Here is a 22,504-nt window from a genome sequence, read left to right as displayed (position 1 = left end):
ACTTTTGGCGTGCCTCTCAGGATGACGAGTCCTGCTCGTGATGATGGTCGTGATCCTCTGACGGCGGCTCCGCCGGGATCGTCACCAGCCGGCCGTAGCGGACGCCGCGTTCGGCGAAGATGTGGTCGGCGAAATGCTGCAGTTCGCTGGCGTTGCCGTCGAGGATCGTCACTTCCAGGCACTGATCATGATCGAGATGCACGTGCATCGTGGCGCGCGACAGATCGTGGTGATGGTGGAAGCTCTGCGTCAGCTTGCGCGGCAGATCGCGCTTGGAGTGGTCGTAGGTATAGACCATCGCGCCGACGCAATGCCCGCCGGTGGTCTCCGTCGCGGTCTGCTGGATGCCGATCCGCGCCAGATCGCGGATCGCCTCGGAGCGGTTCTGGTAGCCGCGCGCCGCGATGATGGCGTCGAGCTTCTCCATCAGGTCGTCGTCGAGCGTGATGGTGACGCGGTGCATCGAGTGCCTCTTGCTGGTTACCAGGTTGTCAGTATGAAGTTTGATTGACTTTGTCATACTCGCCGGGCACGCTGCGACCGTGGGCGCTCTGCCGGGACCGCCTGCGATAACAGATTTGGGGCGGGCGCGTCTTGCAACGATGCAGGACACGAGGGGGTGCGCGTGGCGAGTCTCCGGCGAGAGATGATGCGCGGCTGCGCGGTCGGCTGCATCGTGACGAGTGTTGCACTCACGGCCGGCACGGCGCGGGCCGAGCAGGCGCTGCCGCAAGTCACCATCGACGCCCCGGCCGACACCAAGCCGAAGCCGCCGCGGCGGCACACATCCGCGACCGCTGCGCGCACGGGCCGCGCAGTTCCGGCGCCATCACCGTCCACCTCTTCGTCATCGACCGCGCCGAGCGGCAACGCTGCAACGGGTGCCATGAGCGCGCCGCAGAATCAGGCCGCGAGCAGCCGCGTCATCACCGGCGCGGAGATCAACGCGCTGCCGTTCATGCGGCCGGGCGAAGCGCTGGAAGCCGCGCCCGGGCTGGTGGTCACCCAGCATTCGGGCGAAGGCAAAGCCAACCAGTACTTCCTGCGCGGCTTCAACCTCGACCACGGCACCGATCTCGCCATCACCATCGACGGCATGCCGGTGAACATGCCGACCCATGGCCACGGCCAGGGCTATGCCGACGTCAATTTCCTGATCCCCGAGCTGATCAGCACCATGACGGTGCGCAAGGGGCCGTATTTCGCCGATGTCGGCGACTTCGGCTCGGCCGGCGCGCTCGGCATCGAATATCTGCGGGCGATGCCCAAGACCCTCGCCGAGGTGACGGTCGGCAGCTTCGGCTATCGCCGGCTGCTCGGCGCCGGCTCGACCCGTGTCGGCGACGGCACCTGGCTCGCCGCGTTCGAAGCCAACACCTACAACGGCCCGTGGGACGTGCCGGACAACGTCCGCAAGCTGAACGGTGTGCTGCGCTACAGCCAGGGCACCGCGACCGACGGTTTCTCGCTGACCGGCATGGCCTATTCCAACCGCTGGACCTCGACCGATCAGGTGGCGCAGCGCGCGATCGACCAGGGCCTGATCGGCCGCTACGGATCGCTCGATCCGACCGACGGCGGCATCGCCAGCCGCTACAGCCTGTCGGGCCGGTTCGCGAAATCCAGCGACATCGGCCAGACCGACATCAACGCCTATGTGATCCGCTCGTCGCTGCAGCTCTATAACAACTTCACCTACTTCCTCGACGACCCGGTGAACGGCGACCAGTTCAACCAGCACGACCGCCGCACCGTGCTCGGGCTGAACGGCACCCAGCGCTTCGACTACCGGTTCGCCGGACTGCCGGTGGAAACCCGGGTCGGGCTGCAGACGCGCTCCGACACCATCAATGTCGGCCTCAACAAGACCTATCAGCGCGACTGGCTGTCGACCGTGCGCGCCGACGACGTCTCCGAGCAGTCGCTCGGGCTGTGGACCGACACCACCCTGCGCTGGACCGATTGGCTGCGCACCACCGCCGGCGTGCGGCAGGATTTCTTCACCGGCCGGGTGATCAGCGACAATCCGGCCAACTCCGGCAATGCCTCGGCGGCGATGACCAGCCCGAAAGCCGGCATCGTGCTCGGTCCCTGGGCCAGCACCGAGTTCTACGGCAACGCCGGCACCGGGCTGCACAGCAACGACATCCGCGGCGCCACCATCACGGTCGATCCCAACTCGGGCGATCCGGTGAACCGCGTGCCGCTGCTGGTGCGCTCCAAGGGCGCCGAACTCGGCATCCGCAACAAATCGATCCCGGGGCTGACGACCTCGCTCGCGGTGTTCGTGCTCGATTTCGACTCCGAGCTGTTATTCGTCGGCGATGCCGGCACCACCGAGCCGAGCCGCCCGAGCCGCCGCGTCGGCGTCGAGTGGACCAGCCAGTATCGGCCGCTGTCCTGGCTCGGCGTCGATCTCGACGTTGCCTATACCAAAGCGCGGTTCACGGATTTCGACCCGGCGGGCGACTTCATCCCCGGCGCGCCGGCCTGGGTGGCGAGCGCCGGCATCACGCTCGGCGAGCAACGCGGCTGGTTCGGCGCACTGAAGGGCCGCTATTTCGGACCGCGGCCGCTGATCGAGGACGACAACGTGCATTCGCTGTCGTCGCTGATCTTCAACGCCCGCGCCGGCTATCGCTTCGACAACGGCGTGCGGCTGCAGCTCGACGTGCTGAACCTGTTCAACGCCAAGACCAACCAGATCGAATATTACTATCTGTCACGACTGCCCGGCGAGCCGCTGGGCGGCATCAACGACCGCCATGTTCATCCGGCCGAACCAACCGCAGTGCGGCTGACTCTGGCAGGTTCGTTCTGACGCGGTCGCCCGCATGCGCCGTAGCCTGCATGCAGCGCAGCGGAATGCGGGCAGCCGCAGACAAAGACCCGGATTTCGCTTCGCTGCATCCGGGCACAGTGGCTAAAGCGACAGTCACTGAAGTGACTAAGTGCCCCAAAACGACAAACGCGCGCCGGCGTGTGAACGCCGACGCGCGCCTCGTAACTCGCTGGTTCCCAGGCGCTGCGAGACGCCTCGGCCGAGCGGCTCACTGCTCGTGCATCACTTCCGGCGAGCGGGTCTCGTGCCCGCCGCAACGATGCTCAGTCAGCCAACCTCAGCGGGCGTCCCCAGCGAGGTGACAGCGTTTCGAGAGAGACACTGGACCACCTCCTTCCGTTGTTTCCGATGCAGAGAGGATAAGTACGATTCTCCGGTTTGTGAAGAGGCGATGACGCAGGCTCGGGCGCGGAACAGGTTTTCGATCCGCTCGTTGGTTTCGCTCACAGGGAGACCAACATGAACCCAGAAGCCAACGAAACCCTCAAGCTGATCGGCAGCGACAAGGTGCAGGGAACCGCGGTGTACGGACCGGACGGCGAGAAGATCGGCTCGATCGAGCGGTTGATGATCGAAAAGGTCAGCGGCCGCGTGTCCTACGCGGTGCTGTCGTTCGGCGGCTTCCTCGGCATCGGCGACGATCACTACCCGCTGCCCTGGCCGGCACTGAAATACAACGTCGAGCTCGGCGGCTATCAGGTGATGGTCACCGTCGACCAACTCGAACGCGCGCCGAAATACGGTCGCGGCTCGGAATGGGATTGGCGCGGCGCGCGCCAGGTCGACGATTACTATGGCGTGGCGCTGACCTGACCGCAACGCCGTCAATCTGTCCGTCATTGCGAGCGAAGCGAAGCAATCCAGGAGCGCCGAGCAGGGGCACTGGATTGGTTCCTCGCTTCGCTCCTCGCAATGATCCGCTCAACACTCCCACATCCCAAGCCGCCGAGCGCCGATGATCGACGACCTTTGGTACAAGAACGGCGTGATCTATTGCCTGTCGGTCGCGACCTATATGGACGCCAATGGCGACGGCATCGGCGACTTCAAGGGCCTGACCAGGCGGCTTGATTATCTGCACGGGCTCGGCGTCACGGCGATCTGGCTGATGCCGTTTCAGCCCTCGCCCTATCGCGACGATGGCTACGATATTTCCGACTATTACGGCGTCGACCCGCGCTACGGCACGCTCGGCGACTTCGTCGAATTCACCCACGGCTGCAAACAGCGCGGCATGCGGGTGATCATCGACCTCGTGGTCAATCACACCTCCGACCAGCATCCCTGGTTCAAACAGGCTCGCGCCGATCCCAACTCGCCGTATCGCGACTGGTATGTGTGGTCGGATAAGAAGCCCGCCCACGCCGATCAGGGCATGGTGTTTCCGGGCGTGCAGAAATCGACCTGGACTCACGACAAGCAGGCGAAGGCCTGGTACTTTCACCGCTTCTACGAATTCCAGCCCGACCTCAACACCGCCAATCCCTATGTGCAGGAAGAGATCCTGAAGATCATGGGGTTCTGGATTCAGCTCGGCGTGTCCGGCTTCCGGATGGACGCGGTGCCGTTCGTGATCGCCACCAAAGGTCCGAAGGTCAAGAAGCCTGTCGAACAGTTCGATATGCTGCGGACCTTCCGCGAATTCCTGCAATGGCGCAAAGGCGACTCGATCATCCTGGCCGAAGCCAACGTCTGCCCCGAGGACGATCTGCATTATTTCGGCGACGACGGCGAACGTATGCAGATGATGTTCAATTTTCATGTGAACCAGCATCTGTTTTACGCGCTCGCCGCCGCCGACACCGGACCGCTGGCTAAAGCGCTCGCAGCGACCAAGCCGCGACCGGCGACCGCGCAATGGGGACTGTTCCTGCGCAACCACGACGAGCTCGATCTCGGCCGCCTGACCAAGGCACAGCAGCGGATCGTGTTCGAGAAGTTCGGTCCGGACAAAACCATGCAGCTCTACGATCGCGGCATCCGGCGGCGGCTGGCGCCGATGCTCGGCGGCGATCAGCGCCGGCTCGAGCTCGCCTACAGCCTGATGATGACGCTGCCGGGCACGCCAGTGATCCGTTATGGCGATGAGATCGCGATGGGGGACAATCTGGCGCTGCCAGAGCGGCGCTGCGCCCGCACACCGATGCAATGGTCGACCGAGCCGCACGGCGGTTTCACCAAGAGCGACAAGCCGGAGATCCCGGTGATCGACCACGGCGCCTACGGCTTCGAGCACGTCAATGTCGCCCAGCAGCGGCGCGATCCGGATTCGATGCTGAACTGGACCGAGCGCATCATCCGGATGCGCAAGGAAGTGCCGGAAATCGGCTGGGGCGACTTCAAGGTGATCGCCGCACGCGATCCCGCGGTGCTGATCCTGCGCTACGACTGGCGCAACAACTCCGTGCTGTTCGTGCACAATCTCGACGAGCAGCCGCGCGAGGTGTCGTTCGCGGTTGGGCTGCCCGATGACGCCGGCGCCACCTTGATCGACCTGCTTGGTCCCAACCACAGCCACGCCGACCGCGGCCGGCACAAGCTGCTGATCGAAGGCTACGGCTATCGCTGGTTCAGGGTCGGCGGCCTGGACTATCTGCTGCGCCGGACCGAAGTCGACGGCGGCGGACGCGCACGGGCCCGAACCATCGGCGGCCTTTCAAATCATCATTGTGAGGAGCGCAGCGCCGAAGCAATCCAGCTCGATGTACTGAGCTGGATTGCTTCGCTTCGCTCGCAATGACAGAGAAGCTGTTGGACGAGGTCGGGCGCTGCTTAGCCGGTCACACCACCTCCTCCGGCGCGCGGCCGACGATGATGCCTTCGCTGCCGCGGAGATCGAGCGTGGCGCCGATGCGTTCGCCGGCACGGTCGAGCATCGTCGACAACAGCACCTCGCCATCGAGCCCGATGGCGTCCGACGCGGCAGAAATCGGATCCGGTCCGAGATTGAGCGCGACCAGCACCGACTGCCCCTGATGATGCCGGCGATACAGCAACAGATCACCCTCCGCGGCGAGCGGCTGATAATCACCGAGCGCGAGCTGGGGCAGTTGCCGCCGCAGCCGCAGCAACGCGCGATACAGATTGAGGATCGACTGCGCGTCCGCCCGCAGATTGGCAACGTTATCCTGGGTGGCGTCGGGCGCCAGCGGCAGCCACGGCCGGGCATCGGAGAAGCCGGCATTCGCTGAGGCGTCCCACTGCATTGGCGTGCGGCAGCCGTCGCGACCGACACCGATTCCCGGCACGTTCTTCTCGAATGGGTCCTGCACGTCCTCGGGCGCGATCTCGACCTGCTCCATGCCGAGCTCGTCGCCGTAATACATCGTCGGGGTGCCGCGCAGCGTCAGGAGCAGCATCGCGGCGACGCGCGCCTGCGCCGGCCCCACACGGCTCGCCACCCGCGGCCGGTCGTGGTTGCCCAGCACCCAGTTGGGCCATGCGCCCGACGGCAGCGCCAGCTCGTACCGCTCGATCAGCCCCGCGATCTCGCGGGCACGCCATGGCGTCGACAGCAGCGCGAAGTTGAACGGCAACTGCGCGCCATTCAGCCCGGCGCCGTAATACGCCACCAGCCGCTCGACTGGCAGATAGATCTCGCCGATCAGCAGGCGATGATCGAACTCCTCGATCACGCTGCGCAGCTCGGCCACCACCGCGAGCGTCTCCGGCCGGTCGGCCGAATATACCGGGAGCAGCGCGGCGTGCGGCGGCATGCCGGTGCGGAAATCCGGATTGGGCGGGTTGTTGCGGAATTGATCGTCCTTGATCAGATGCCAGATCACGTCGACCCGAAAGCCGTCGACGCCCTTGCGCAGCCAGAACCGCATCGCCTCGAAGATCGCGGCCCGCACCTCCGGATTGCGCCAGTTGAGATCGGGCTGCTGCTTCAGGAAGGCGTGATAGTAATATTGGCCGGTGGCGTCGTCGTATTCCCAACCGCTGCCGCCGAATTCCGACAGCCAATTGGTCGGCGGCCCGCCATCCGGCGCCGGATCGCGCCAGATGTACCAATCGCGCTTGGGATTGTGGCGAGACGACCGGCTCTCGACAAACCACGGGTGCTGGTCGGACGAATGGTTCGGCACCAGATCGAGAATGACCTTCAGACCGCGGGCATGCGCGGTGAGCACCAGCGCGTCGAAATCGTCCATGGTGCCGAAGATCGGATCGATGCCGACATAGTCGGCGACATCGTAGCCGAAGTCGGCCATCGGTGACGGGAAGATCGGCGACAGCCAGATCGCATCGACGCCTAGGTCGGACAGATAGCCGAGCCGATCGATGATGCCGCGCAGATCGCCGATGCCGTCGCTGTTGCTGTCCTGAAACGAGCGCGGATAGATCTGATACAGCACACCCGCCGTCCACCACGACGCGCTCGCAACCGTTTCCATTCAACTCTCTCCCCTGTCGGTCTCAGACGCGACAGGGCGCGGCTTTGTTCCGAGCGCGGCCGAATCCGGATCGCTGTGGTTGCACAGTCGTGCGTCAGGGCCGTGAACGGATGTCTTGCGTCTGACGTCCCAGGACGGGGCCGCGGCGCCGGGCGACGCCAGAGTCATCCGTATGTCGGAGATGAGCGGCAGGATCAGCCCGGCAAGAATCGGAGGCACGGTGACTCGACGGCCGGGCCGTCGATGCCGGGGGAAGACTATACCGGGCTACCGGTCCACGCATTCGTGAACTGACGATCCGGCTGGAGTTGATCGAACCGTCTTGATCGCAAGTGATTATTTACTGCAAGCAAGCAGGTTCTGCTGCGGCGCGATGCCGCCGGTAACCTGGTGCTTGCAGGGCTTGCCGCGCCGCGAAACTATGCCAAGTTGGGAACTGGGTGGGTTGCCAACGAATTGTCGGTCAAAGACTGAAATTCCAACCAACGCATCACTCTAGAGGAAGGTAGTAATGACGCAGATCTTCAAGGTGTATCAGGACGCAGCCAAGGCGCAGGCCGCTGTTGCGGAGCTCAAGGCCGCTTCGTTCAGCAACGCCGCGATCGTCTCCAGCGACAAGGACGGTACCGTGGTCACGGTCGACCCGCCGTTCGGCAAGGGTGGCCAGGCCGACGCGATCCTCAACCGCCACGGCGCGATCCGCGACGTCTCCTCCCGCCACGGCAGCAGCGCTTCGCTGGTGGATTCGTCCGCCCGCTTGACAGGCGCGCCGCGGCTGACCGACTCCCGCACCACCCTCGGCGGCATCTTCCCCGAGCTGACCAGCCCGAACTTCTTCCTGTCCTCGATGTTCGGTCCGCTGCTGTCGGCGTCGCAGAAGCCGTGGTCGTCGCTGGCTTCGAGCCAGAAGCCGTGGTCGTCGCTGACCAAGAATCAAGACGCCTGGTCGTCGCTCGCCAGCAATCAGAAAGCCTCGGCTCAGCTGATCAACAACCCGGCGCCGTTCTCGTCGATGCTCGGCCTGCCGGTGCTGGCCGGTCGCTAATCGGCGATCGCCGATCACTTATTGAGTTACTGGAAGCGCCGGCCTTGGCCGGCGCTTCTTTTTTGCCCCGGAACATTTTTGAATTAGATTAAAAATGACTTGCACGGCCAGACGGGTTCCGAAATGAATTGATTAGTTTCGGGAGTACGCATGCGGTCGCCGCGCACGAGATGGAGCATCCAAGTAACAACGTCGGCGATCACGCCTGACGGGATGCATTTTTTCCGCGTGGCGGCATCCACGGAGAGCTCAGCTCGTGTCGCGGCAGCGAGGTGCCGCTGATGCTGGAGCTCAGCCTTCTGGGGATTATAGGGCTAGCAGCGGCATATGGCACCGCGCTGTGGTGGATGGGTCGTCACGACGACGTGCTGTACGGCGATTTCGTCAGCCCGGAAGGTGCTGCGACACTCACGTCAGCAGAACCGACTCCTTTGCGGCAGCAACCGACCTTGCCTGCGACCCATCATTCCCGGGAAGCTACGCCTCATCGGCCAGAGGCGGCGCGTGCCGCAGTCCCACCGGTTCAAACTAGCGTTCGTCCACCGTCTCGGGCATCCGCTGTGCCGCAGCGCCCGGCACCACCGGCCCCAACCATCTCGTCTCAGCCTGCCGGAAATCGGCTTACCACGGCGAAACCGCTATTACCGGCACCACTTCCGCCGGTCACACCTTCTGCTCAGCATCGCTCGCCCAGCAGGCCGATCCCGGCACCTGCGCGCAGCGAAGCGCCTGCGCACAATGATGTGCTGAATTCGCTGCTGGAGACGATCAAGCACGACCTGAACAACGCGGTCGGCAAGTCCTGACGCCGACCGCAAAAGGCCGTCTGACGATCAGTCGTGACGGGACATTACGCGCGCGTTGGCGTGCTGATGCTCGCCTTCATGACCGCTCGCGATTACTACGCCGAACAAAATCAGCACCGTCGACACCGCGGCCGCAGCCAACAGCAAGATGTCGAACGTCATCATGGTGGTCGTCATCGCCGTACCCCCTGCAATGAAGCAGTAACTAAGCTTCCTGCTGATCGGCGACGGCGGCGTTGACGCCGATCAACCGCAGCACACTCCGGATGCAGGCTGCCGTGCGCGCAGCGCAGAGCAAGCGACCACAACGGCTCCAACTCCGGGATCGGCGCGCGATAGCGTACCGAGCAGCGCTGGTTTGACGGAAGCCGCAACCCCTTCGCGGTAACCCGCAACAACAGCCGATCGAGATCAAGGAAAGGGTTTGGGTGGTTGGAGCGGGCGAAGGGAATCGAACCCTCGTATGCAGCTTGGGAAGCTGCCGTTCTACCATTGAACTACGCCCGCGCCGGGCGCCGCGCTGACGCGGCGACGGACTCTGATCTAGCCGAGACCGGGCGCGCCGCCAAGGGGCGATCATTGAGGGGGGCCGGCGCGCGACGCCGCAGCCCCTCCCGCACCGCACTGCCGGCTCGTTAAAGTTGTTAATAATTTGTTCACTTTCTAGATGCGTCCCCGCTTTTCGCTGGTACGGTTCTGACTATGGCGGGGGCTGCCTACACGATCTTCGACACCATGATGGGCCGATGCGCGATCGCATGGGATCGCGGTAGCGTGCTTGCCGTGCAGCTGGCCGAAAACCGCGAGATCGACACCCGCCGCCGGCTGCTGCGGCTCTGCCCGGATGCCCGCGAGAGCCGTGCCGAGGCCTGGATCGAACCGGCGATCGACGGCATTGCGGCGGCGCTGCGCGGTGAGCCGTGGGACTTTTCCGACGTTGGGCTCGATCTCGGCGGGATTCCGGTGTTCGATTGCCGCGTCTATGCGGCGGTCCGCGCAATCCCGCGCGGCGAGACGTTGACCTTTGCGGAGATTGCCAAGCAGCTCCGCGCCTCCGGCGCCGTGCATGCGGTGGGCCAGGCGATCCGGCGCAACCCGTTCGCCCTGATCGTGCCGTGCCACCGCGCGCTCGCAGCCGCGGGCGACACCAGCGGCATCTGCGCCAATGGCGGCGCCATCACCCGGCGACGCCTGCTGTCGCTCGAAGGCGCGCTCGCCACCAGTGGCCCAAGCCTGTTCGACGTGCTGCTGCCGTTTGCCCCGCGGCAGGCCGACCGCTAGCGAACGATCGGCACGGCCGCCGGCTTTGGCCCCCAGCGCGTCACCAGCACGCTCAGCGCCGACGTCAGCCCGAGCAGCACCATCGATCCGGCGGCAAGCAGATAGAAGCTGCCGGTGCTGCCGTGGTGTTTGATTAGCAGCCAGCCGCCGACCACGACGAACAGCAGCCGCCCGGTCTGCGCCAGCACTGGTCCCAGCACCCTGGCGGCGCCCTGCGCGGAAAAATACATCGAGATCGCCAACCCGATGAACGCGTACATCGGCGCGGCCGCGCGCAGATACTGCTCGCCGGCGAGCCGCACCGCTGCGTCGTCGGTGAACAGGTCGATCCAGAGGTGCGGGAAGATCGCGATCCCGGTGCCGACCACGCCGACGAACAGGAACGACACCAGCCCCGCCGTCCAGGCGATCTGCCGCGCCCGTTTCACCCGGCCAGCGCCGATCGCCATGCCGATCATCGGCACCGACGCGATGCCGACCGCGAACGCGATCGAGGTCAGCATGAATTCGAGCCGGCCACCGATGCCGTAGCCTGCCAGCACCGCCGTGCCGAAATGCGCCAGCATGTGGGTGAAGATCGTGATCGTCAGCACCGACTGCAGCGGCGAGAAGCACGACACCGCGCCGACCTTCAGGATGTCGAAGAACATGCCGCGCTCGATCCGGAAACCCGTCAGCCGCGGCTTCACCCCGGCACGGCCGGAGAAGATCACCCAGGCCATCACCGCAGCGCCGATCGAGAACGCGGTCAGCGTGCCGGCAGCGACGCCCGGCATGCCGAACCGCGGGATCGGCCCGAAACCGAGGCCGAGCGCGCCGCCGAGCACGATCTGCAGCATCGCCGAGCTCAGGATCATCAACGACGGCAGCTTCATGTTGCCGGTGCCGCGCAGGATCGCCGCGAACGTGTTCATCAGCCACGGCACCACCGCGCCGGCGAAGAAGATGTGCACGTAGCCGGCCGCCTGGCTCAGCACCGCGCCGCGGCCGCCGAGCAGCGCCAGCGCCCGTTCGCCGAACGTCAGCATCCCAACCGTGAACACCAGGCCGAAGCACAGCCCGATCAGCAGCGCGTGCATCGCCAGCACCGCGGCGCGGTCGTCGTCGCCGGAGCCGAGCGCCCGCGCGATCGCCGACGCGACGCCGCCGCCCATCGCGCCGCCGGACATCGTCATGGTCAGGATCACGAACGGAAACACCAGCGCCATCGCTGCCAGCGCCTCGGTGCCGAGCCGGCCGATATACGACGTCTCGGCGATCGCCACGCAGGTGCCGGCCGTCAGCGCCACGACGTTCGGCCACGACAGCCGCAGCAGCGTGCGCAGGATGCCGTCGTCGAGCAGCGGATTTTTGGGGGGCGGAGGCGACGGCGCAGGCGGAGCCGGCGCGGCTTGCGCAACCGGTGGCAGCTCCGCCACGGCAATATCGGACATGCGTTTCCCCCGAGCCCGATCTTCGGCCGGGCGTCAGCCTTCCTATCACCGTTCCGGGCCAGCGCGATGGTCGCGCCGCGCATGGCCACCCGCAGATAGGTCGGAACGGCTCAGCGCACCGTCCAAACCAGCGAGGCGGTGCGGTGATCGTCGGCCAGGCTGATGGCAATGCGCCGGCCGCACGCCGCGGCCAGCCCCTCGGCCAGACCTTCGAGCACCCGGACGCAGGCCGGATCGGCGTCAGCAACGCCGTCCATCAATTTCCATCCGCCCTGCCGCAATTCGAAGCCACCACCGACCTCGCGCAGCTCGACGTCATCGCCCTGCGCATCGAGCAGCGCGCGCAGCATGGCGGCGAAGCCAGCGGCATCGCGGCCGGTGACGCCGAGCGCCGGCGCCAGCTCGTCGTAACTCTGCATCCCGATCAGCTTGCCGGTCAGATGCAGCAGATAGCCGCCGTCGAGCGGTCCGAACAACTGCACCAGGGTCGGCGCCGCGGTGCGGACATATTCCATCGCGTAGTTGCGATAGGCCTTCTCCAGCCGCGGCTTCGGCCAGCTCTCGACCGGAAGCGCCGGCGCTGCGGCCGGATCGAACAGCGGCGCTTCGAGATGGCGGGCGAATTGCAGCCGCTGATCCGGCTCGAGGGCATGGTCGGCTTCGTAGTAATAGCCTTCCAATCCGTCCTGGCCGTCGACGCTCTGCTTGGTGCAAACGAAGCCGAGCTTCAGATTACCGAGCGCAACGCCATTGTTGGCGTGCCAGCCGCGGAGCATCGCCTTCGACACCTCGGAAGGCACGCCGCAGATCGCGGTGCCGCGCCAGATCCAGCGCGGCGGCGGATAGCGGATCCACGCCTTGCGATCGGTTTCGTACATGTATTCGACATGCACGCCGCCGATCCAGTTCGACAGATAGTGATACTGCGCCGCCGCGACCGCCGGCGGCAGATCGCTGAGCCCGAGCTTGGCGAGGCCGGAGACGAAGCGCTCCTGCTGCTGACGGCGAAACACCCGGAATACGAATTCGGCGGCATCCGCCGTGCCGCGGCGGCTGACGAGGGTCAGGACCAAGCCGGTGAACACCGCATGATACAGATCGGCGACGCCGCGCCATCCGCGCGACCGCGCCGCTTGCGCGGTCTCGGACGTTTCTCCCATCGGCTCTCTTCCCGTTGTCGTTCTTGTTCGTGGTTTCTGCCGCGGCCGCCCTGCGACCAGCCGTCTCACTGATTTTCACGGGTGGGAATTGAACACAACCCCGCTTCCGACATTGCCATTGTTCAGTTCCTCCCGTGGAGATTGTCGATGCGCCGATCGCTTCCGACCAGCCGGCTCGCCCTGTGCCTCGCCCTGGTGCTGCCGCTCGCGGCCTGCGGCGATCAGTCCAATCTGGCACAGGGCGAGGATTTCGGCCCCTCGCCGACGCTGCCGAAGCCGGCGAACACGCTGTTGCCGACGGTCAATATCGCCAAGGCGGTGGGCTGGGCGGAGGGCGCCACGCCGAAACCGGCCGAGGGACTTGCGGTGACGGCGTTCGCGAGGGGGCTCGATCACCCGCGCACGATCCACGTGCTGCCGAACGGCGACGTGCTGGTGGCCGAAACCAACGCACCGGAACGCCCCGAAGAGGGCAAGGGCCTCAAGCGCCGGGTCGCCGAGTACGTCATGGGGCAGGCCGGCGCCCGGACACCGAGCGCCAACCGCATCACCCTGCTGCGCGATGCCGACGGCGACGGCGTCGCCGAGATCCGCGAGACGTTCCTCCAGGGCCTCAATTCGCCGTTCGGCATGGCGCTGGTCGGTAACGACTTCTACGTCGCCAACACCGATGCGATCGTGCGTTTCCCCTACAATCTGGGCGACACCCGGATCACCGCAGCGGGCGAAAAGCTGGCCGATCTGCCGGCCGGCCCGCTCAATCATCACTGGACCAAGGATCTCGTCGCCAGCCCGGACGGCAGCAAGCTGTACGCGACCTCCGGCTCCAACAGCAACGCCGCCGAACACGGCATGGCGGTCGAGGAAAACCGCGCCGCCGTGATCGAGGTCGACCGGGAGAGCGGCGCGACGCGGCTGTTCGCATCCGGCCTGCGCAACCCCAACGGTCCGGCTTTCCATCCCGAGACCGGCGAATTGTGGGTCGTCGTCAACGAGCGCGACGAGATCGGCAGCGACCTCGTGCCCGATTACATGACTTCGGTGAAGGACGGCGGATTCTACGGCTGGCCGTACAGCTACTTCGGCCAGCACGTCGATGACCGCGTCAAGCCGCCGCGGCCGGATCTGGTCGAGAAAGCAATCGTGCCGGACTACGCGCTGGGCAACCACACGGCCTCGCTCGGGCTCGCCTTCATCACCAGCGATCTGTTTCCCGACGCGATGAAGGGCGGTGCCTTCGTCGGCCAGCACGGCTCGTGGAATCGCAAGCCGCACTCCGGCTACAAGGTGATCTTCATCCCGTTCGAAGGCGGCAAACCGTCCGGGCCGCCGCGCGACGTTCTGGCCGGCTTCCTCAACGCCGACGATCAGGCGCAGGGCCGCCCGGTCGGTGTGGCGCTGGACCAGCGCGGCGCGCTGCTGGTCGCCGACGACGTCGGCAACGCAATCTGGCGGGTGACCCCGGCGGGTACTGAGGCAGCGTCCAATTGAACGGCCGCAAATCGACTGGAGCGGGCTCGATCGCGGTCATTCGGAGAAACTGGAGTCCTGCGCGACCAATCGTGGATGCTCCCGAAACTGGTGGCCGTCATACACCTCGGCCAAGGACAACCGCACTTGCAGCTCGGCAATTCACATTCTGCGCCGAGGCCTTTCAAAACCTCGTTGCTCCACTGCTGGTCTTCGCCCCGGATATAAGAGATGCGCACTCGCCATCTCGGTGTCGATCAGCAGAATATACTCGAGGCACGCAAGTGATTGGTACGCCGCAAGCTTGACGGCAACGTCGATAGTCCGCCTCACGCCTTGAAGTGCTTGCTCAGCTTCAGGCCCTGGGCCTGGTAGTTCGAGCCGATGCGCTGGCCGTACATCGCGTCGGGGCGCGACAGCATCTTTTCGTAGATCAGGCGGCCGACGATCTGGCCGTGCTCGAGAATAAACGGCACTTCGCGCGAGCGCACTTCCAGCACCGCGCGGGCACCGGAGCCGCCGGCGCCTTCGTAACCGAAGCCGGGATCGAAGAAGCCCGCATAGTGCACGCGGAATTCGCCGACCAGGGGATCGAACGGCACCATCTCGGCGGCGTAGTCCGGCGGCACCTGCACGGCTTCCTTCGAGGCCAGGATGTAGAATTCGCCGGGATCGAGGATCAGCGTGCCGTCGGGACGGGCCGCGATCGGCTCCCAGAACTCGCCGACCGCATAGCCGCCGCGCCGGTCGATATCGACCACGCCGGTGTGACGCTTGGCGCGATAGCCGACGAAACCGTCGGAATTCTCGCCCGAGAGGTCGACGCTGAGCGCGACGCCGCCGGTAAGGTCCGCATCGTCGGCATCGACCAGCCGCTCGGCATCGTGCAGCGCATCGAGCTCGTCCTGCTCCAGCGTGGCCTGGCCGACGCGGAAGCGGACTTGCGACAGCCGCGAGCCTTCGCGCAGCAGCACCGGGAAGGTCTTCGGACTGATCTCGGCATAGAGCGGACCGTGATAGCCCGCGCCGATCATGTCGAAGCGGCGGGTGCCGTCGGCGATCACGCGGGTGAACACGTCGAGTCGGCCGGTCGAGCTTTTCGGATTGGCGGCCGCCACGATGTGGCGCGGCATCGCCAGGCTTTCGAGCAGCGGCACGATATAGACGCAGTTGGTTTCCAGCACGGCGCCGTCCGACAGGTCGATCTCGTGCAACTTCAGCTCGTCGATCCGCTCCGCCACGGTGCAGTCCGGGCCCGGCAGGAAGCTGGCGCGGACCCGGTAGGCGATCGGCCCGAGCCGCAGGTCGAGGCTGGCCGGCTGGATCTGGCTCTCGACGAACGGATAGTCCGGCAGGATCAGGCCCGACTCCGTCATCGCCGCGATCATGCGGTCGGGCAGAATTCCGTTGGCGTCGGGCGGCAGGGTGAACGGCACGATGTCGGTCCTTCGGAGCGCAAGCCATGCCCTCCGGGAAACTCAGATACGAGCCTCAACCGCTAGCCGAAGCCCGGCTTGACGGGAAGAGTACGGAGGATTAAGAGCCCGACTTATCCCGTGGTGATTTGAGCCGGCCGGCTTGCAGCCACGTTAAACAAGTCGCTAAACAGGCCGGGGACGTTGTGGTCCCGGCCCGAGGGTTGAGCCCCAGGCCGGTTTTTTTGTGCCCGCTTCGTCCGATGTGGGCACGCTGGAGACCACATGTCCGAGTCCAAACCGACCATTCCCGTTCCCGCCACGGCCCATTTCCGCCGCGAGACCCGCCTGGTGCATTCCGGCAGCTTGCGCTCGCAATTCGGTGAGACGTCCGAGGCGTTGTTCCTGACCCAGGGCTTCGTCTACGACAGCGCCGAGCAGTGTGAAGCGCGCTTCACCGGCGACGACGCCGGCTTCCAATATTCGCGGTTCTCGAACCCGACCGTGTTCAGCTTCGAGCAGCGGATGGCGGAGTTCGAAGGCGCCGAAGCGGCGCGCTCGACCGCCACCGGCATGGCTGCGGTGACCGCCGCGATGCTGGCGCCGCTGCGCGCGGGCGATCACGTCGTCGCCTCCAAGGCGATGTTCGGCTCGTGCCGCTACGTCGTCGAAGACCTGCTGCCGCGCTACGGCATCGAGTCGACGTTGGTCGATGGCCTCGATCTCGACCAGTGGCAGCGCGCGGTCCGGCCGAACACCAAGACATTCTTCCTGGAAAGCCCGACCAACCCGACCCTCGACGTGCTCGACATCGGCGCGATCGCCGAGATCGCGCATGCGGCGGGCGCACGGCTCGTGGTCGACAACGTGTTCGCGACGCCGATCTGGCAGAGTCCGCTGCAACTCGGTGCCGACGTCGTGGTTTACTCCGCCACCAAGCACATCGACGGCCAGGGCCGCTGTCTTGGCGGCGTGGTGCTGTCGTCGCAGGCGTTCATCGAAGAACACATCCAGATGTATCTGCGCCAGACCGGCCCGTCGCTGTCGCCGTTCAACGCCTGGGTGCTGCTGAAGGGCCTGGAAACGCTGGCGGTCCGTGTCGAGAAGCAGACCACCAATGCGGCCGCGATTGCCGATGCGCTGGCCGGCCACCCGAAGGTGCCGCGGCTGGTGTATCCGGGCCGCGATGATCACCCGCAGGCCGCCACGGTCAAGAAGCAGATGGGCGCCGGCTCGACCCTGGTCGGCTTCGAAGTGAAGGGCGGCAAGGCCGAGGCGTTTCGCTTCCTCAACGCGCTGAAGCTGGTGAAGATCAGCAACAATCTCGGCGACGCCAAGAGCCTCGTCACCCATCCGGCGACGACGACGCATCAGCGCCTCAAGCCGGAAGCGCGCGCCGAACTCGGCATCAGCGAAGGCTTCATCCGGCTGTCGGCCGGCCTCGAACATAAAGACGATCTGATCGAGGATCTGCTCGCCGCTCTCGACAAGGTGTGAGCGAGCCGCCGTATCGGCAGCGAGCGTAAAGTATCGGGCGACGCACAGCGTCGTCCGGGACTGTTTCGGTAACGTCGTGACCAGCGGTTACGTGAGACCGATCAGGTGATTGCGCGCGCGATGACCGCAGTCATCGCGTCGTTCGTTACATCGGCCGGAATGCCGTGACGTCGCTCGGACCGGCGGTGCCGAGACGGACCTGATCGACCGAGCGGATGATGCCGTCGCCGAGTAGCTGCGCGAAGCAGGCGTAGCCCCAATCGTTCATGTGCAGCCCGTCGGCGATGACGAACTTGTCGAACGGGATGGCCTGCTGCTCGTGCCATTCCTTCATCACTTCGAACCGCGGGAAGATGCCGACGCGGCGCAGCTCGGCGAGCCGACCGAGCGCCTTGATCATCTTGCCGGCGTTCTCGCCGCGCTCGTTGACCCGCGGCACGTATTGCGGATCGACCAGCACGATATCGGCACCGGCGGACTGGATCGCCTTGATGCCGTCGTCGACCAGCTTGCCGGTGTCGGCCGGATCGAGATTGCGCAGGATCGCATTGGTACCGACCTGCCAGATCACCAGATCGGGCTTGGCATCCAGCACCGTCGACTTCAGCCGCCGCATCATTTCGGGCGCGTCTTCGCCGCCCTTGCCGCTGTTCACCACGGTGATGTCGGAGGCCGGGTAGTGGCGGCGGAGCTGCGCCGCCAGCCGGTTCGGATAATTGAAGGCCGGCGACGTCGAACCGTAGCCCTGGGTGGAGGACGAGCCGAATGCCACGATCACCACCGGGCGGTGATCGGCCAGCTTGCGCGCCACCCGCGGCAAGGCCCCGATCGACTTGGCGCCGCCTTTCGGCGGCAGGCAGGGCACCCGGCCGAGGATGTCACCGGCCTGCTTGGCAACATCTTTGATCTTGTCGAGCGCGGCACCCGCGACGGTTTTCTTGCGCTCGAGCGTAGAAACATCGACCTCGCCCTCGCCGGGCGCCACGACCGGCGCCGCCTCGGCGGCTGGCGGGGCAGGCTCCGATGGGGTCTGCGCGCAGCTTTGCGGAGGAGCGATCAGGAGGGACGCCGTCGCCAAAAACGCCGCGACGGCGGCCGATCTCAAGGGGCCGGAAACTCTCATTAACGCTGGGTCCTTGCCTCCGCCGGATCGGTCTGCGCAGCCTCGATGACGAATGCCATCAGCGCGCGCGCCAGGCAGTTGTGCACGCGCAGCGCCAGATCAATCCCCGGCGCCGGGCTGAACAGATCGAATTCGCCCGTCTCGTTCCAGTGGCGCATCAGAGAGAAGCGGTCGAACAGCGGGACGTCGTGTTCCTGCGCCACCACCCGCATCGCGTCGAGATATGGCGCCGGATTGATCATGGTCTCGGTGCGGGGACTATACTGCAAATTCATCAAGATGATGTCAGAGCCGGCCTGCTTCACCGCATCGATGCCCTGCCCCAACGCGGTGCGGAAATCGTCCGGATCGATCGAGCGGATCGCGTCGAACGTGCCGGTCTGCCAGATCACCAGCACCGGCTTGCGTTCGGCGACCAGCGCCGCCAGCCCGGTGGCGATGTCGGCGGCGGTACGCTTCGGCCGCATCTCGACCATCACGTTGATCGTCACGCCCGGGAAACGGTCGCGCAGCAGGGTCTGCAACCGGCCGGGATAGGAGCTGTTTTCGGCCGACAGGATAGTGGAGGAGCGGCTGCCGACCACCAGGATGTCGAGCTTGTGGGTGGTCTTCAGCGCAGCGGCAACGCCCTTCAGCTTGGCTTCGCTGGCCAGCAGATAGGCTGGCGGAACACAGGTCGGAGCATCCTCGGCGACGGCTGCGCGGGGCGACAAGCCGACCGCCGTGAGCAGCGCCACGGCCACCATCCACTTCAAGCCGGCCATCGCCACGGCCTTCATGCTGCATCGCCTCCCGCGAGGTCGGCGTCCGGTGGGGTCCGCGACCCGGCCTTGCTCGCCACATTCTTGTACCACGAGAACAGCCACGCAGCGGCAGACATGATGCAAATCCCTGTCACACTGACGAAGAAATGCAGCACCGCGCCGCCGGACACTTCCGCCAGGATGAAATAGCCGGCGAAAGCGAGAAAGATGCCAATGCAGAAGATCTCGAGCGAGTGCTGGCCGCACAGGATCAAGGGCCGCAACCAGGGCGAGTTCAAGGCCGGCCAGTCGCGCGGAATGAACCGCACCGTCAGAGCCGCCAGCGCCAGGAAGTGCGCGAACCGCAGCACATCGAGGTTCGGCTTGTCGATCGGGTACATCCACTGCTCGAGCCATTTCGGCAGGGTGTGGAACAATTGCGGCGTGTACCAGGTCAGCGTGACGTAGAACGCCGCCACCAGATAGGCGGCCGCCAGCCACAGCGTGACTTTCGACGCCAATACCCGCGATAGCCGCTTGGCGCCGCCCATCGCGCACCAGGCGCCGAACACGAACAGCAGCTGCCAGGCGTACGGATTGAACACCCAGGCACCGCTCGGATATGCGGTCAAATGCAGGTCGAACTGCCAGGTCGCGGCGTACAGCAGGGTCGCCAGCCCCAGCGTGACGTCGGGCCATCGCCGCATCAGCCACAGGATCGGCGGCAGGAAGAACATCAGCACGATGTACAGCGGCAGCACGTCCATATTGACCGGGCGAAACCGCAACAGCAGCGCCTGCACGATGGTGACATCGGGCTGCTTGAGGAAGTCGAGGATGCCCATTTCCTCGGAATACAGCGGGTTCTGGAAGCTGGTGGCGACGTAGGAGGTCTCGGCCAGGAAGATCGTGAACAGGAACACGTGCGCGACGTAGATCTGCCAGACCCGCTTCAGAATGCGCGCCGCCGCGACCACGAAGCCGAGTTCGGTCATCGCCTTGCCGTACACGAAGGCCGCGGTGTAGCCGGAGATGAAGATGAAGATCTCGGTGGCGTCGGAAAAACCGTAATTCCGCAGCGTGAACCAGGTCAGCACGTTGGCCGGCAGGTGATCGATGAAGATCAGCCACAGCGCCAGGCCACGAAACAGATCGAGCCGCAATTCCCGTTTCGGCGCCGGCTTGCGCGGCGGCGGGGTCGCCGGCCGCGATGGCGGCGCAGCCGGCTCGGCCGGCGGACCGCCTGCGGGCGGCGCGCCGGTGATCGGCTCGGCAACGGTGGTGACGGGAGGAGTCATGCGGCTCCATTGCGGCGCGCGATGCGCCTGTCGTTGCTATAGCAGCCGAGCTGCCGGCGGCGAAGGTCTGACGGCATTCAGCGGACACCCTGACGCAGCCATAAAGGGCGCTGCTCCGGCGCGGCCGCTGGCTAGCGCGGAACTATGTTGAAACCGCGGAGGCGGGCGACCACAACCTGAAAGTCGTTCCGAACGACTGGTTTCAACGCTGATTTTCGCTATATTTGGGCCAAGAGCTGGAAATCGAGCCATGTACCGCGCCGTCACCCGCCGGATCGAAGTGACCGTTGAACCCAATTATCTGCCGGAGCGTTCCTCGGCGGAGAACCGGCAATATTTTTGGTCCTACACCGTGGTGATCACCAATTCGGGCGAGGAAACCGTCAAGCTGCGCACCCGGCACTGGGTGATCACCGACGCCTCCGGCCGAACCCAGGAAGTGCGCGGCGAAGGCGTGGTCGGCGAACAGCCGGTGCTCGCGCCGGGCGAGAGGTTCGAATATACCAGCGGCGTCCCCCTCCCAACCGCCTCCGGCTTCATGGCCGGCCGCTATCAGATGGAAACCGAGGCGGGCGAAAAGTTCGAGATCGACGTCCCGCCGTTTTCGCTGGACAGCCCGGAAGGGAAGCGGACGTTGAACTGACCGTGCGCTCGTAGCCTGGGTTGAGCGGAGCGAAACCCAGGAGAGACTCCGCACGCCGTGATGATGCGTTTCGCCTTCGGCTCAACGCATCCTACGACCTACTCACTACTTGTTCGTCGCCTCTGTGTCCGTCGTACCCGCGTCCGACTCCACCCCCGCCTCTTGCGGCGTGAACTCGTACACCGATGAGCAGAACTCACAGGTCACCACGACCTTGCCGTCCTTGACCATGTCGGCGCGGTCCTGCGGGGCGAAGCGGGCGAGCATGCGGGAGACGGCGTCGCGCGAGCACGAGCATTCCGCCTTGATCGGCAGCGACGAGAACACGCGCACGCCGCGCTCGTGAAACAGCCGATACAGCAGCCGCTCGCCGGACAGATCCGGATCGATCAGTTCGACGTCCTCGACGGTCGCGATCAGCGACTGGCCTTCGACCCAGGCATCGTCCTCATCGACAGTGTGAACCTGGGTGCCTGCCGGCGCGTCGCCGGGATGCAGATCGGCCTGGCGCGCGCGCTCCGGGGACTTCGGCAGGAATTGCAGCAGCATGCCGCCGGCGCGCCAGTGATGCCGGCCGCCCTCGCCGCCGCGCCACTCTTCGCCGACCGCGAGCCGCACCTTGGTGGGGATCTGTTCGGAGCGCAGGAAGTACTCGTGCGCCGCTTCCTCCAGGCCGCCGCCGTTCAGCGCGACGAGGCCCTGATAGCGCCGCATGTCGGGGCCCTGATCGATCGTCATCGCCAGATGGCCGTTGCCGAGCAGCGCGCCGGAGCTGAGGCCGGGCTCGAGCTTCGCCTCATCGTAGCGCGCATAGGCGCGCAGCCGGTCGGGCGCCTGGAAATCGACGATCAGGAACGACACCGGGCCGTCGGTCTGGGTCTGCAAGATGAAGCGGCCGTCGAACTTCAGCGACGAGCCGAGCAGCGTTGCGAGCACGATGGCTTCGCCGAGCAGCTTGGCGACCGGTACCGGATAGGCGTGCTTGGCGAGCAGTTCATCGAGCGCCGGGCCGAGCTTGGTCAGCCGGCCGCGCAGATCGAGCGGGCCGACTTCGAACGGCAGCACGCTGTCGTCGATCGGCACCGCAGACGGCGCGCGCACGGAGGGCATCTCGGGGGTGGTCGGATCGGGGGCTTGTGAGGTCATGGGCGCTTATCTGGGGGCGAGAGGCGGAGATCGGAAGGGCCGGACTGGGAGGCGAATGGCAGCGATGCCAAGGGGCAGGCTTTAGTCTCCCTCCCCCTTGCGGGGAGGGTGGCCGGCCGTAAGGCCGGTCGGGTGGGGGTAGCCACACGCTCAGTGCTCGGAGCACCCCCACCCCGGCCTCCGCTTCCCTCGGCCGCCCCTCCCC

General features: G+C 65.8%; 17 protein-coding genes, 1 tRNA gene, 1 pseudogene and 1 riboswitch. Of the genes and pseudogenes, 8 read left to right on the top strand and 11 right to left on the bottom strand.

Features of this window, described 5'->3' with window-relative positions:
• Positions 1-16: 16 nt before the first annotated feature.
• A complete protein-coding gene (nikR, locus tag DY467_RS21250) occupies positions 17-463 on the bottom strand; it encodes a nickel-responsive transcriptional regulator NikR (RefSeq protein ID WP_164638770.1) in 447 nt (148 codons plus the stop codon).
• Between the two features lie 186 nt (positions 464-649).
• Between nikR and DY467_RS21245 the strand changes: the two genes are divergently transcribed.
• The 3 genes and pseudogenes from DY467_RS21245 to DY467_RS21235 form a co-directional block, all read left to right on the top strand.
• Complete coding sequence (locus DY467_RS21245) at positions 650-2,821, top strand: TonB-dependent receptor (RefSeq protein WP_164638800.1); 2,172 nt, start codon at positions 650-652, stop codon at positions 2,819-2,821.
• A gap of 480 nt (positions 2,822-3,301) precedes the next feature.
• Positions 3,302-3,655: a PRC-barrel domain-containing protein gene (locus DY467_RS21240; RefSeq protein WP_107346289.1), complete on the top strand. Its 354-nt coding sequence runs from the start codon at positions 3,302-3,304 to the stop codon at positions 3,653-3,655.
• 142 nt (positions 3,656-3,797) lie between these two features.
• Positions 3,798-5,459: pseudogene (locus DY467_RS21235) on the top strand (alpha-amylase family protein); the annotation flags it as partial.
• A 163-nt stretch (positions 5,460-5,622) separates the two neighbouring features.
• Here DY467_RS21235 and DY467_RS21230 read toward each other — a convergent pair.
• The gene (locus DY467_RS21230) at positions 5,623-7,239 is read right to left on the bottom strand and encodes an alpha-amylase family glycosyl hydrolase (RefSeq protein ID WP_164638766.1); all 1,617 of its coding nucleotides are present in this window, start codon (positions 7,237-7,239) and stop codon (positions 5,623-5,625) included.
• Positions 7,240-7,750: 511 nt separating this feature from the next.
• Here DY467_RS21230 and DY467_RS21225 point away from each other — a divergent pair.
• Positions 7,751-8,284 (top strand): hypothetical protein, encoded by a 534-nt coding sequence (locus DY467_RS21225; RefSeq protein WP_107346292.1) that lies wholly within the window; start codon positions 7,751-7,753, stop codon positions 8,282-8,284.
• An 833-nt stretch (positions 8,285-9,117) separates the two neighbouring features.
• On the opposite strand, the gene DY467_RS21220 is transcribed toward DY467_RS21225, so the two are convergent.
• Positions 9,118-9,267: a hypothetical protein gene (locus DY467_RS21220; protein WP_159059388.1), complete on the bottom strand. Its 150-nt coding sequence runs from the start codon at positions 9,265-9,267 to the stop codon at positions 9,118-9,120.
• Between the two features lie 256 nt (positions 9,268-9,523).
• Positions 9,524-9,597 (bottom strand) — tRNA-Gly (locus DY467_RS21215).
• A 195-nt stretch (positions 9,598-9,792) separates the two neighbouring features.
• Here DY467_RS21215 and DY467_RS21210 point away from each other — a divergent pair.
• Positions 9,793-10,371, top strand: coding sequence for a methylated-DNA--[protein]-cysteine S-methyltransferase (locus DY467_RS21210; protein ID WP_164638765.1), 579 nt, complete (start codon positions 9,793-9,795; stop codon positions 10,369-10,371).
• On the opposite strand, the gene DY467_RS21205 is transcribed toward DY467_RS21210, so the two are convergent.
• Both DY467_RS21205 and DY467_RS21200 read right to left on the bottom strand, forming a co-directional pair.
• Complete coding sequence (locus tag DY467_RS21205) at positions 10,368-11,804, bottom strand: MATE family efflux transporter (RefSeq protein WP_164638763.1); 1,437 nt, start codon at positions 11,802-11,804, stop codon at positions 10,368-10,370. The genes DY467_RS21210 and DY467_RS21205 overlap by 4 nt on opposite strands.
• Positions 11,805-11,914: 110 nt before the next feature.
• On the bottom strand, positions 11,915-12,964 hold the full coding sequence (locus DY467_RS21200; protein WP_164638762.1) for a hypothetical protein: 1,050 nt from the start codon (positions 12,962-12,964) through the stop codon (positions 11,915-11,917).
• A gap of 147 nt (positions 12,965-13,111) precedes the next feature.
• Between DY467_RS21200 and DY467_RS21195 the strand changes: the two genes are divergently transcribed.
• Complete coding sequence (locus DY467_RS21195) at positions 13,112-14,455, top strand: PQQ-dependent sugar dehydrogenase (protein WP_164638760.1); 1,344 nt, start codon at positions 13,112-13,114, stop codon at positions 14,453-14,455.
• Positions 14,456-14,763: 308 nt separating this feature from the next.
• On the opposite strand, the gene DY467_RS21190 is transcribed toward DY467_RS21195, so the two are convergent.
• Positions 14,764-15,870, bottom strand: a complete 1,107-nt coding sequence (locus tag DY467_RS21190) for a 2'-deoxycytidine 5'-triphosphate deaminase (RefSeq protein ID WP_107346300.1) — start codon at positions 15,868-15,870, stop codon at positions 14,764-14,766.
• 110 nt (positions 15,871-15,980) lie between these two features.
• A riboswitch (SAM riboswitch) is annotated at positions 15,981-16,060 on the top strand.
• Positions 16,061-16,134: 74 nt separating this feature from the next.
• On the opposite strand from DY467_RS21190, the gene DY467_RS21185 reads away from it, so the two are divergent.
• The gene (locus DY467_RS21185; protein ID WP_164638758.1) at positions 16,135-17,346 is read left to right on the top strand and encodes an O-succinylhomoserine sulfhydrylase; all 1,212 of its coding nucleotides are present in this window, start codon (positions 16,135-16,137) and stop codon (positions 17,344-17,346) included.
• A 145-nt stretch (positions 17,347-17,491) separates the two neighbouring features.
• Here DY467_RS21185 and DY467_RS21180 read toward each other — a convergent pair whose 3' ends face one another.
• From DY467_RS21180 to DY467_RS21170, 3 genes are read right to left on the bottom strand one after another with little or no spacing between them, the layout of a single operon-like run.
• The gene (locus DY467_RS21180; protein ID WP_164638757.1) at positions 17,492-18,469 is read right to left on the bottom strand and encodes an SGNH/GDSL hydrolase family protein; all 978 of its coding nucleotides are present in this window, start codon (positions 18,467-18,469) and stop codon (positions 17,492-17,494) included.
• Positions 18,469-19,248: an SGNH/GDSL hydrolase family protein gene (locus DY467_RS21175; RefSeq protein ID WP_107346303.1), complete on the bottom strand. Its 780-nt coding sequence runs from the start codon at positions 19,246-19,248 to the stop codon at positions 18,469-18,471. Before DY467_RS21175 ends, DY467_RS21180 begins: the two co-directional genes overlap by 1 nt.
• On the bottom strand, positions 19,245-20,510 hold the full coding sequence (locus tag DY467_RS21170; protein ID WP_164638755.1) for an OpgC domain-containing protein: 1,266 nt from the start codon (positions 20,508-20,510) through the stop codon (positions 19,245-19,247). Before DY467_RS21170 ends, DY467_RS21175 begins: the two co-directional genes overlap by 4 nt.
• A gap of 250 nt (positions 20,511-20,760) precedes the next feature.
• Between DY467_RS21170 and apaG the strand changes: the two genes are divergently transcribed.
• Entirely contained in the window at positions 20,761-21,153 is a 393-nt protein-coding gene (gene apaG / locus DY467_RS21165; protein WP_011160302.1) for a Co2+/Mg2+ efflux facilitator ApaG/CorD, read from the top strand.
• A gap of 105 nt (positions 21,154-21,258) precedes the next feature.
• Here the strand turns inward: apaG and DY467_RS21160 are convergent, their stop codons facing one another.
• Positions 21,259-22,299: an Hsp33 family molecular chaperone gene (locus tag DY467_RS21160; protein WP_164638753.1), complete on the bottom strand. Its 1,041-nt coding sequence runs from the start codon at positions 22,297-22,299 to the stop codon at positions 21,259-21,261.
• Positions 22,300-22,504 lie beyond the last annotated feature (205 nt).

This window comes from Rhodopseudomonas sp. BR0G17 (assembly GCF_010907025.1).
Taxonomy (GTDB): domain Bacteria; phylum Pseudomonadota; class Alphaproteobacteria; order Rhizobiales; family Xanthobacteraceae; genus Rhodopseudomonas; species Rhodopseudomonas palustris_H.
This window is presented reverse-complemented; position numbering and strand designations above follow the sequence as displayed.

Excerpts from the sequence above, each read along its gene's own strand:
- nikR (WP_164638770.1), bottom strand. The coding sequence starts at position 463 with ATGCACCGCGTCACCATCACGCTCGACGACGACCTGATGGAGAAGCTC.
- DY467_RS21245 (WP_164638800.1), top strand. The coding sequence starts at position 650 with ATGCGCGGCTGCGCGGTCGGCTGCATCGTGACGAGTGTTGCACTCACG.
- DY467_RS21240 (WP_107346289.1), top strand. The coding sequence starts at position 3,302 with ATGAACCCAGAAGCCAACGAAACCCTCAAGCTGATCGGCAGCGACAAG.
- DY467_RS21230 (WP_164638766.1), bottom strand. The coding sequence starts at position 7,239 with ATGGAAACGGTTGCGAGCGCGTCGTGGTGGACGGCGGGTGTGCTGTAT.
- DY467_RS21225 (WP_107346292.1), top strand. The coding sequence starts at position 7,751 with ATGACGCAGATCTTCAAGGTGTATCAGGACGCAGCCAAGGCGCAGGCC.
- DY467_RS21220 (WP_159059388.1), bottom strand. The coding sequence starts at position 9,267 with ATGACGACCACCATGATGACGTTCGACATCTTGCTGTTGGCTGCGGCC.
- DY467_RS21210 (WP_164638765.1), top strand. The coding sequence starts at position 9,793 with ATGGCGGGGGCTGCCTACACGATCTTCGACACCATGATGGGCCGATGC.
- DY467_RS21205 (WP_164638763.1), bottom strand. The coding sequence starts at position 11,804 with ATGTCCGATATTGCCGTGGCGGAGCTGCCACCGGTTGCGCAAGCCGCG.
- DY467_RS21200 (WP_164638762.1), bottom strand. The coding sequence starts at position 12,964 with ATGGGAGAAACGTCCGAGACCGCGCAAGCGGCGCGGTCGCGCGGATGG.
- DY467_RS21195 (WP_164638760.1), top strand. The coding sequence starts at position 13,112 with ATGCGCCGATCGCTTCCGACCAGCCGGCTCGCCCTGTGCCTCGCCCTG.
- DY467_RS21185 (WP_164638758.1), top strand. The coding sequence starts at position 16,135 with ATGTCCGAGTCCAAACCGACCATTCCCGTTCCCGCCACGGCCCATTTC.
- DY467_RS21180 (WP_164638757.1), bottom strand. The coding sequence starts at position 18,469 with ATGAGAGTTTCCGGCCCCTTGAGATCGGCCGCCGTCGCGGCGTTTTTG.
- DY467_RS21175 (WP_107346303.1), bottom strand. The coding sequence starts at position 19,248 with ATGAAGGCCGTGGCGATGGCCGGCTTGAAGTGGATGGTGGCCGTGGCG.
- DY467_RS21170 (WP_164638755.1), bottom strand. The coding sequence starts at position 20,510 with ATGACTCCTCCCGTCACCACCGTTGCCGAGCCGATCACCGGCGCGCCG.
- apaG (WP_011160302.1), top strand. The coding sequence starts at position 20,761 with ATGTACCGCGCCGTCACCCGCCGGATCGAAGTGACCGTTGAACCCAAT.
- DY467_RS21160 (WP_164638753.1), bottom strand. The coding sequence starts at position 22,299 with ATGACCTCACAAGCCCCCGATCCGACCACCCCCGAGATGCCCTCCGTG.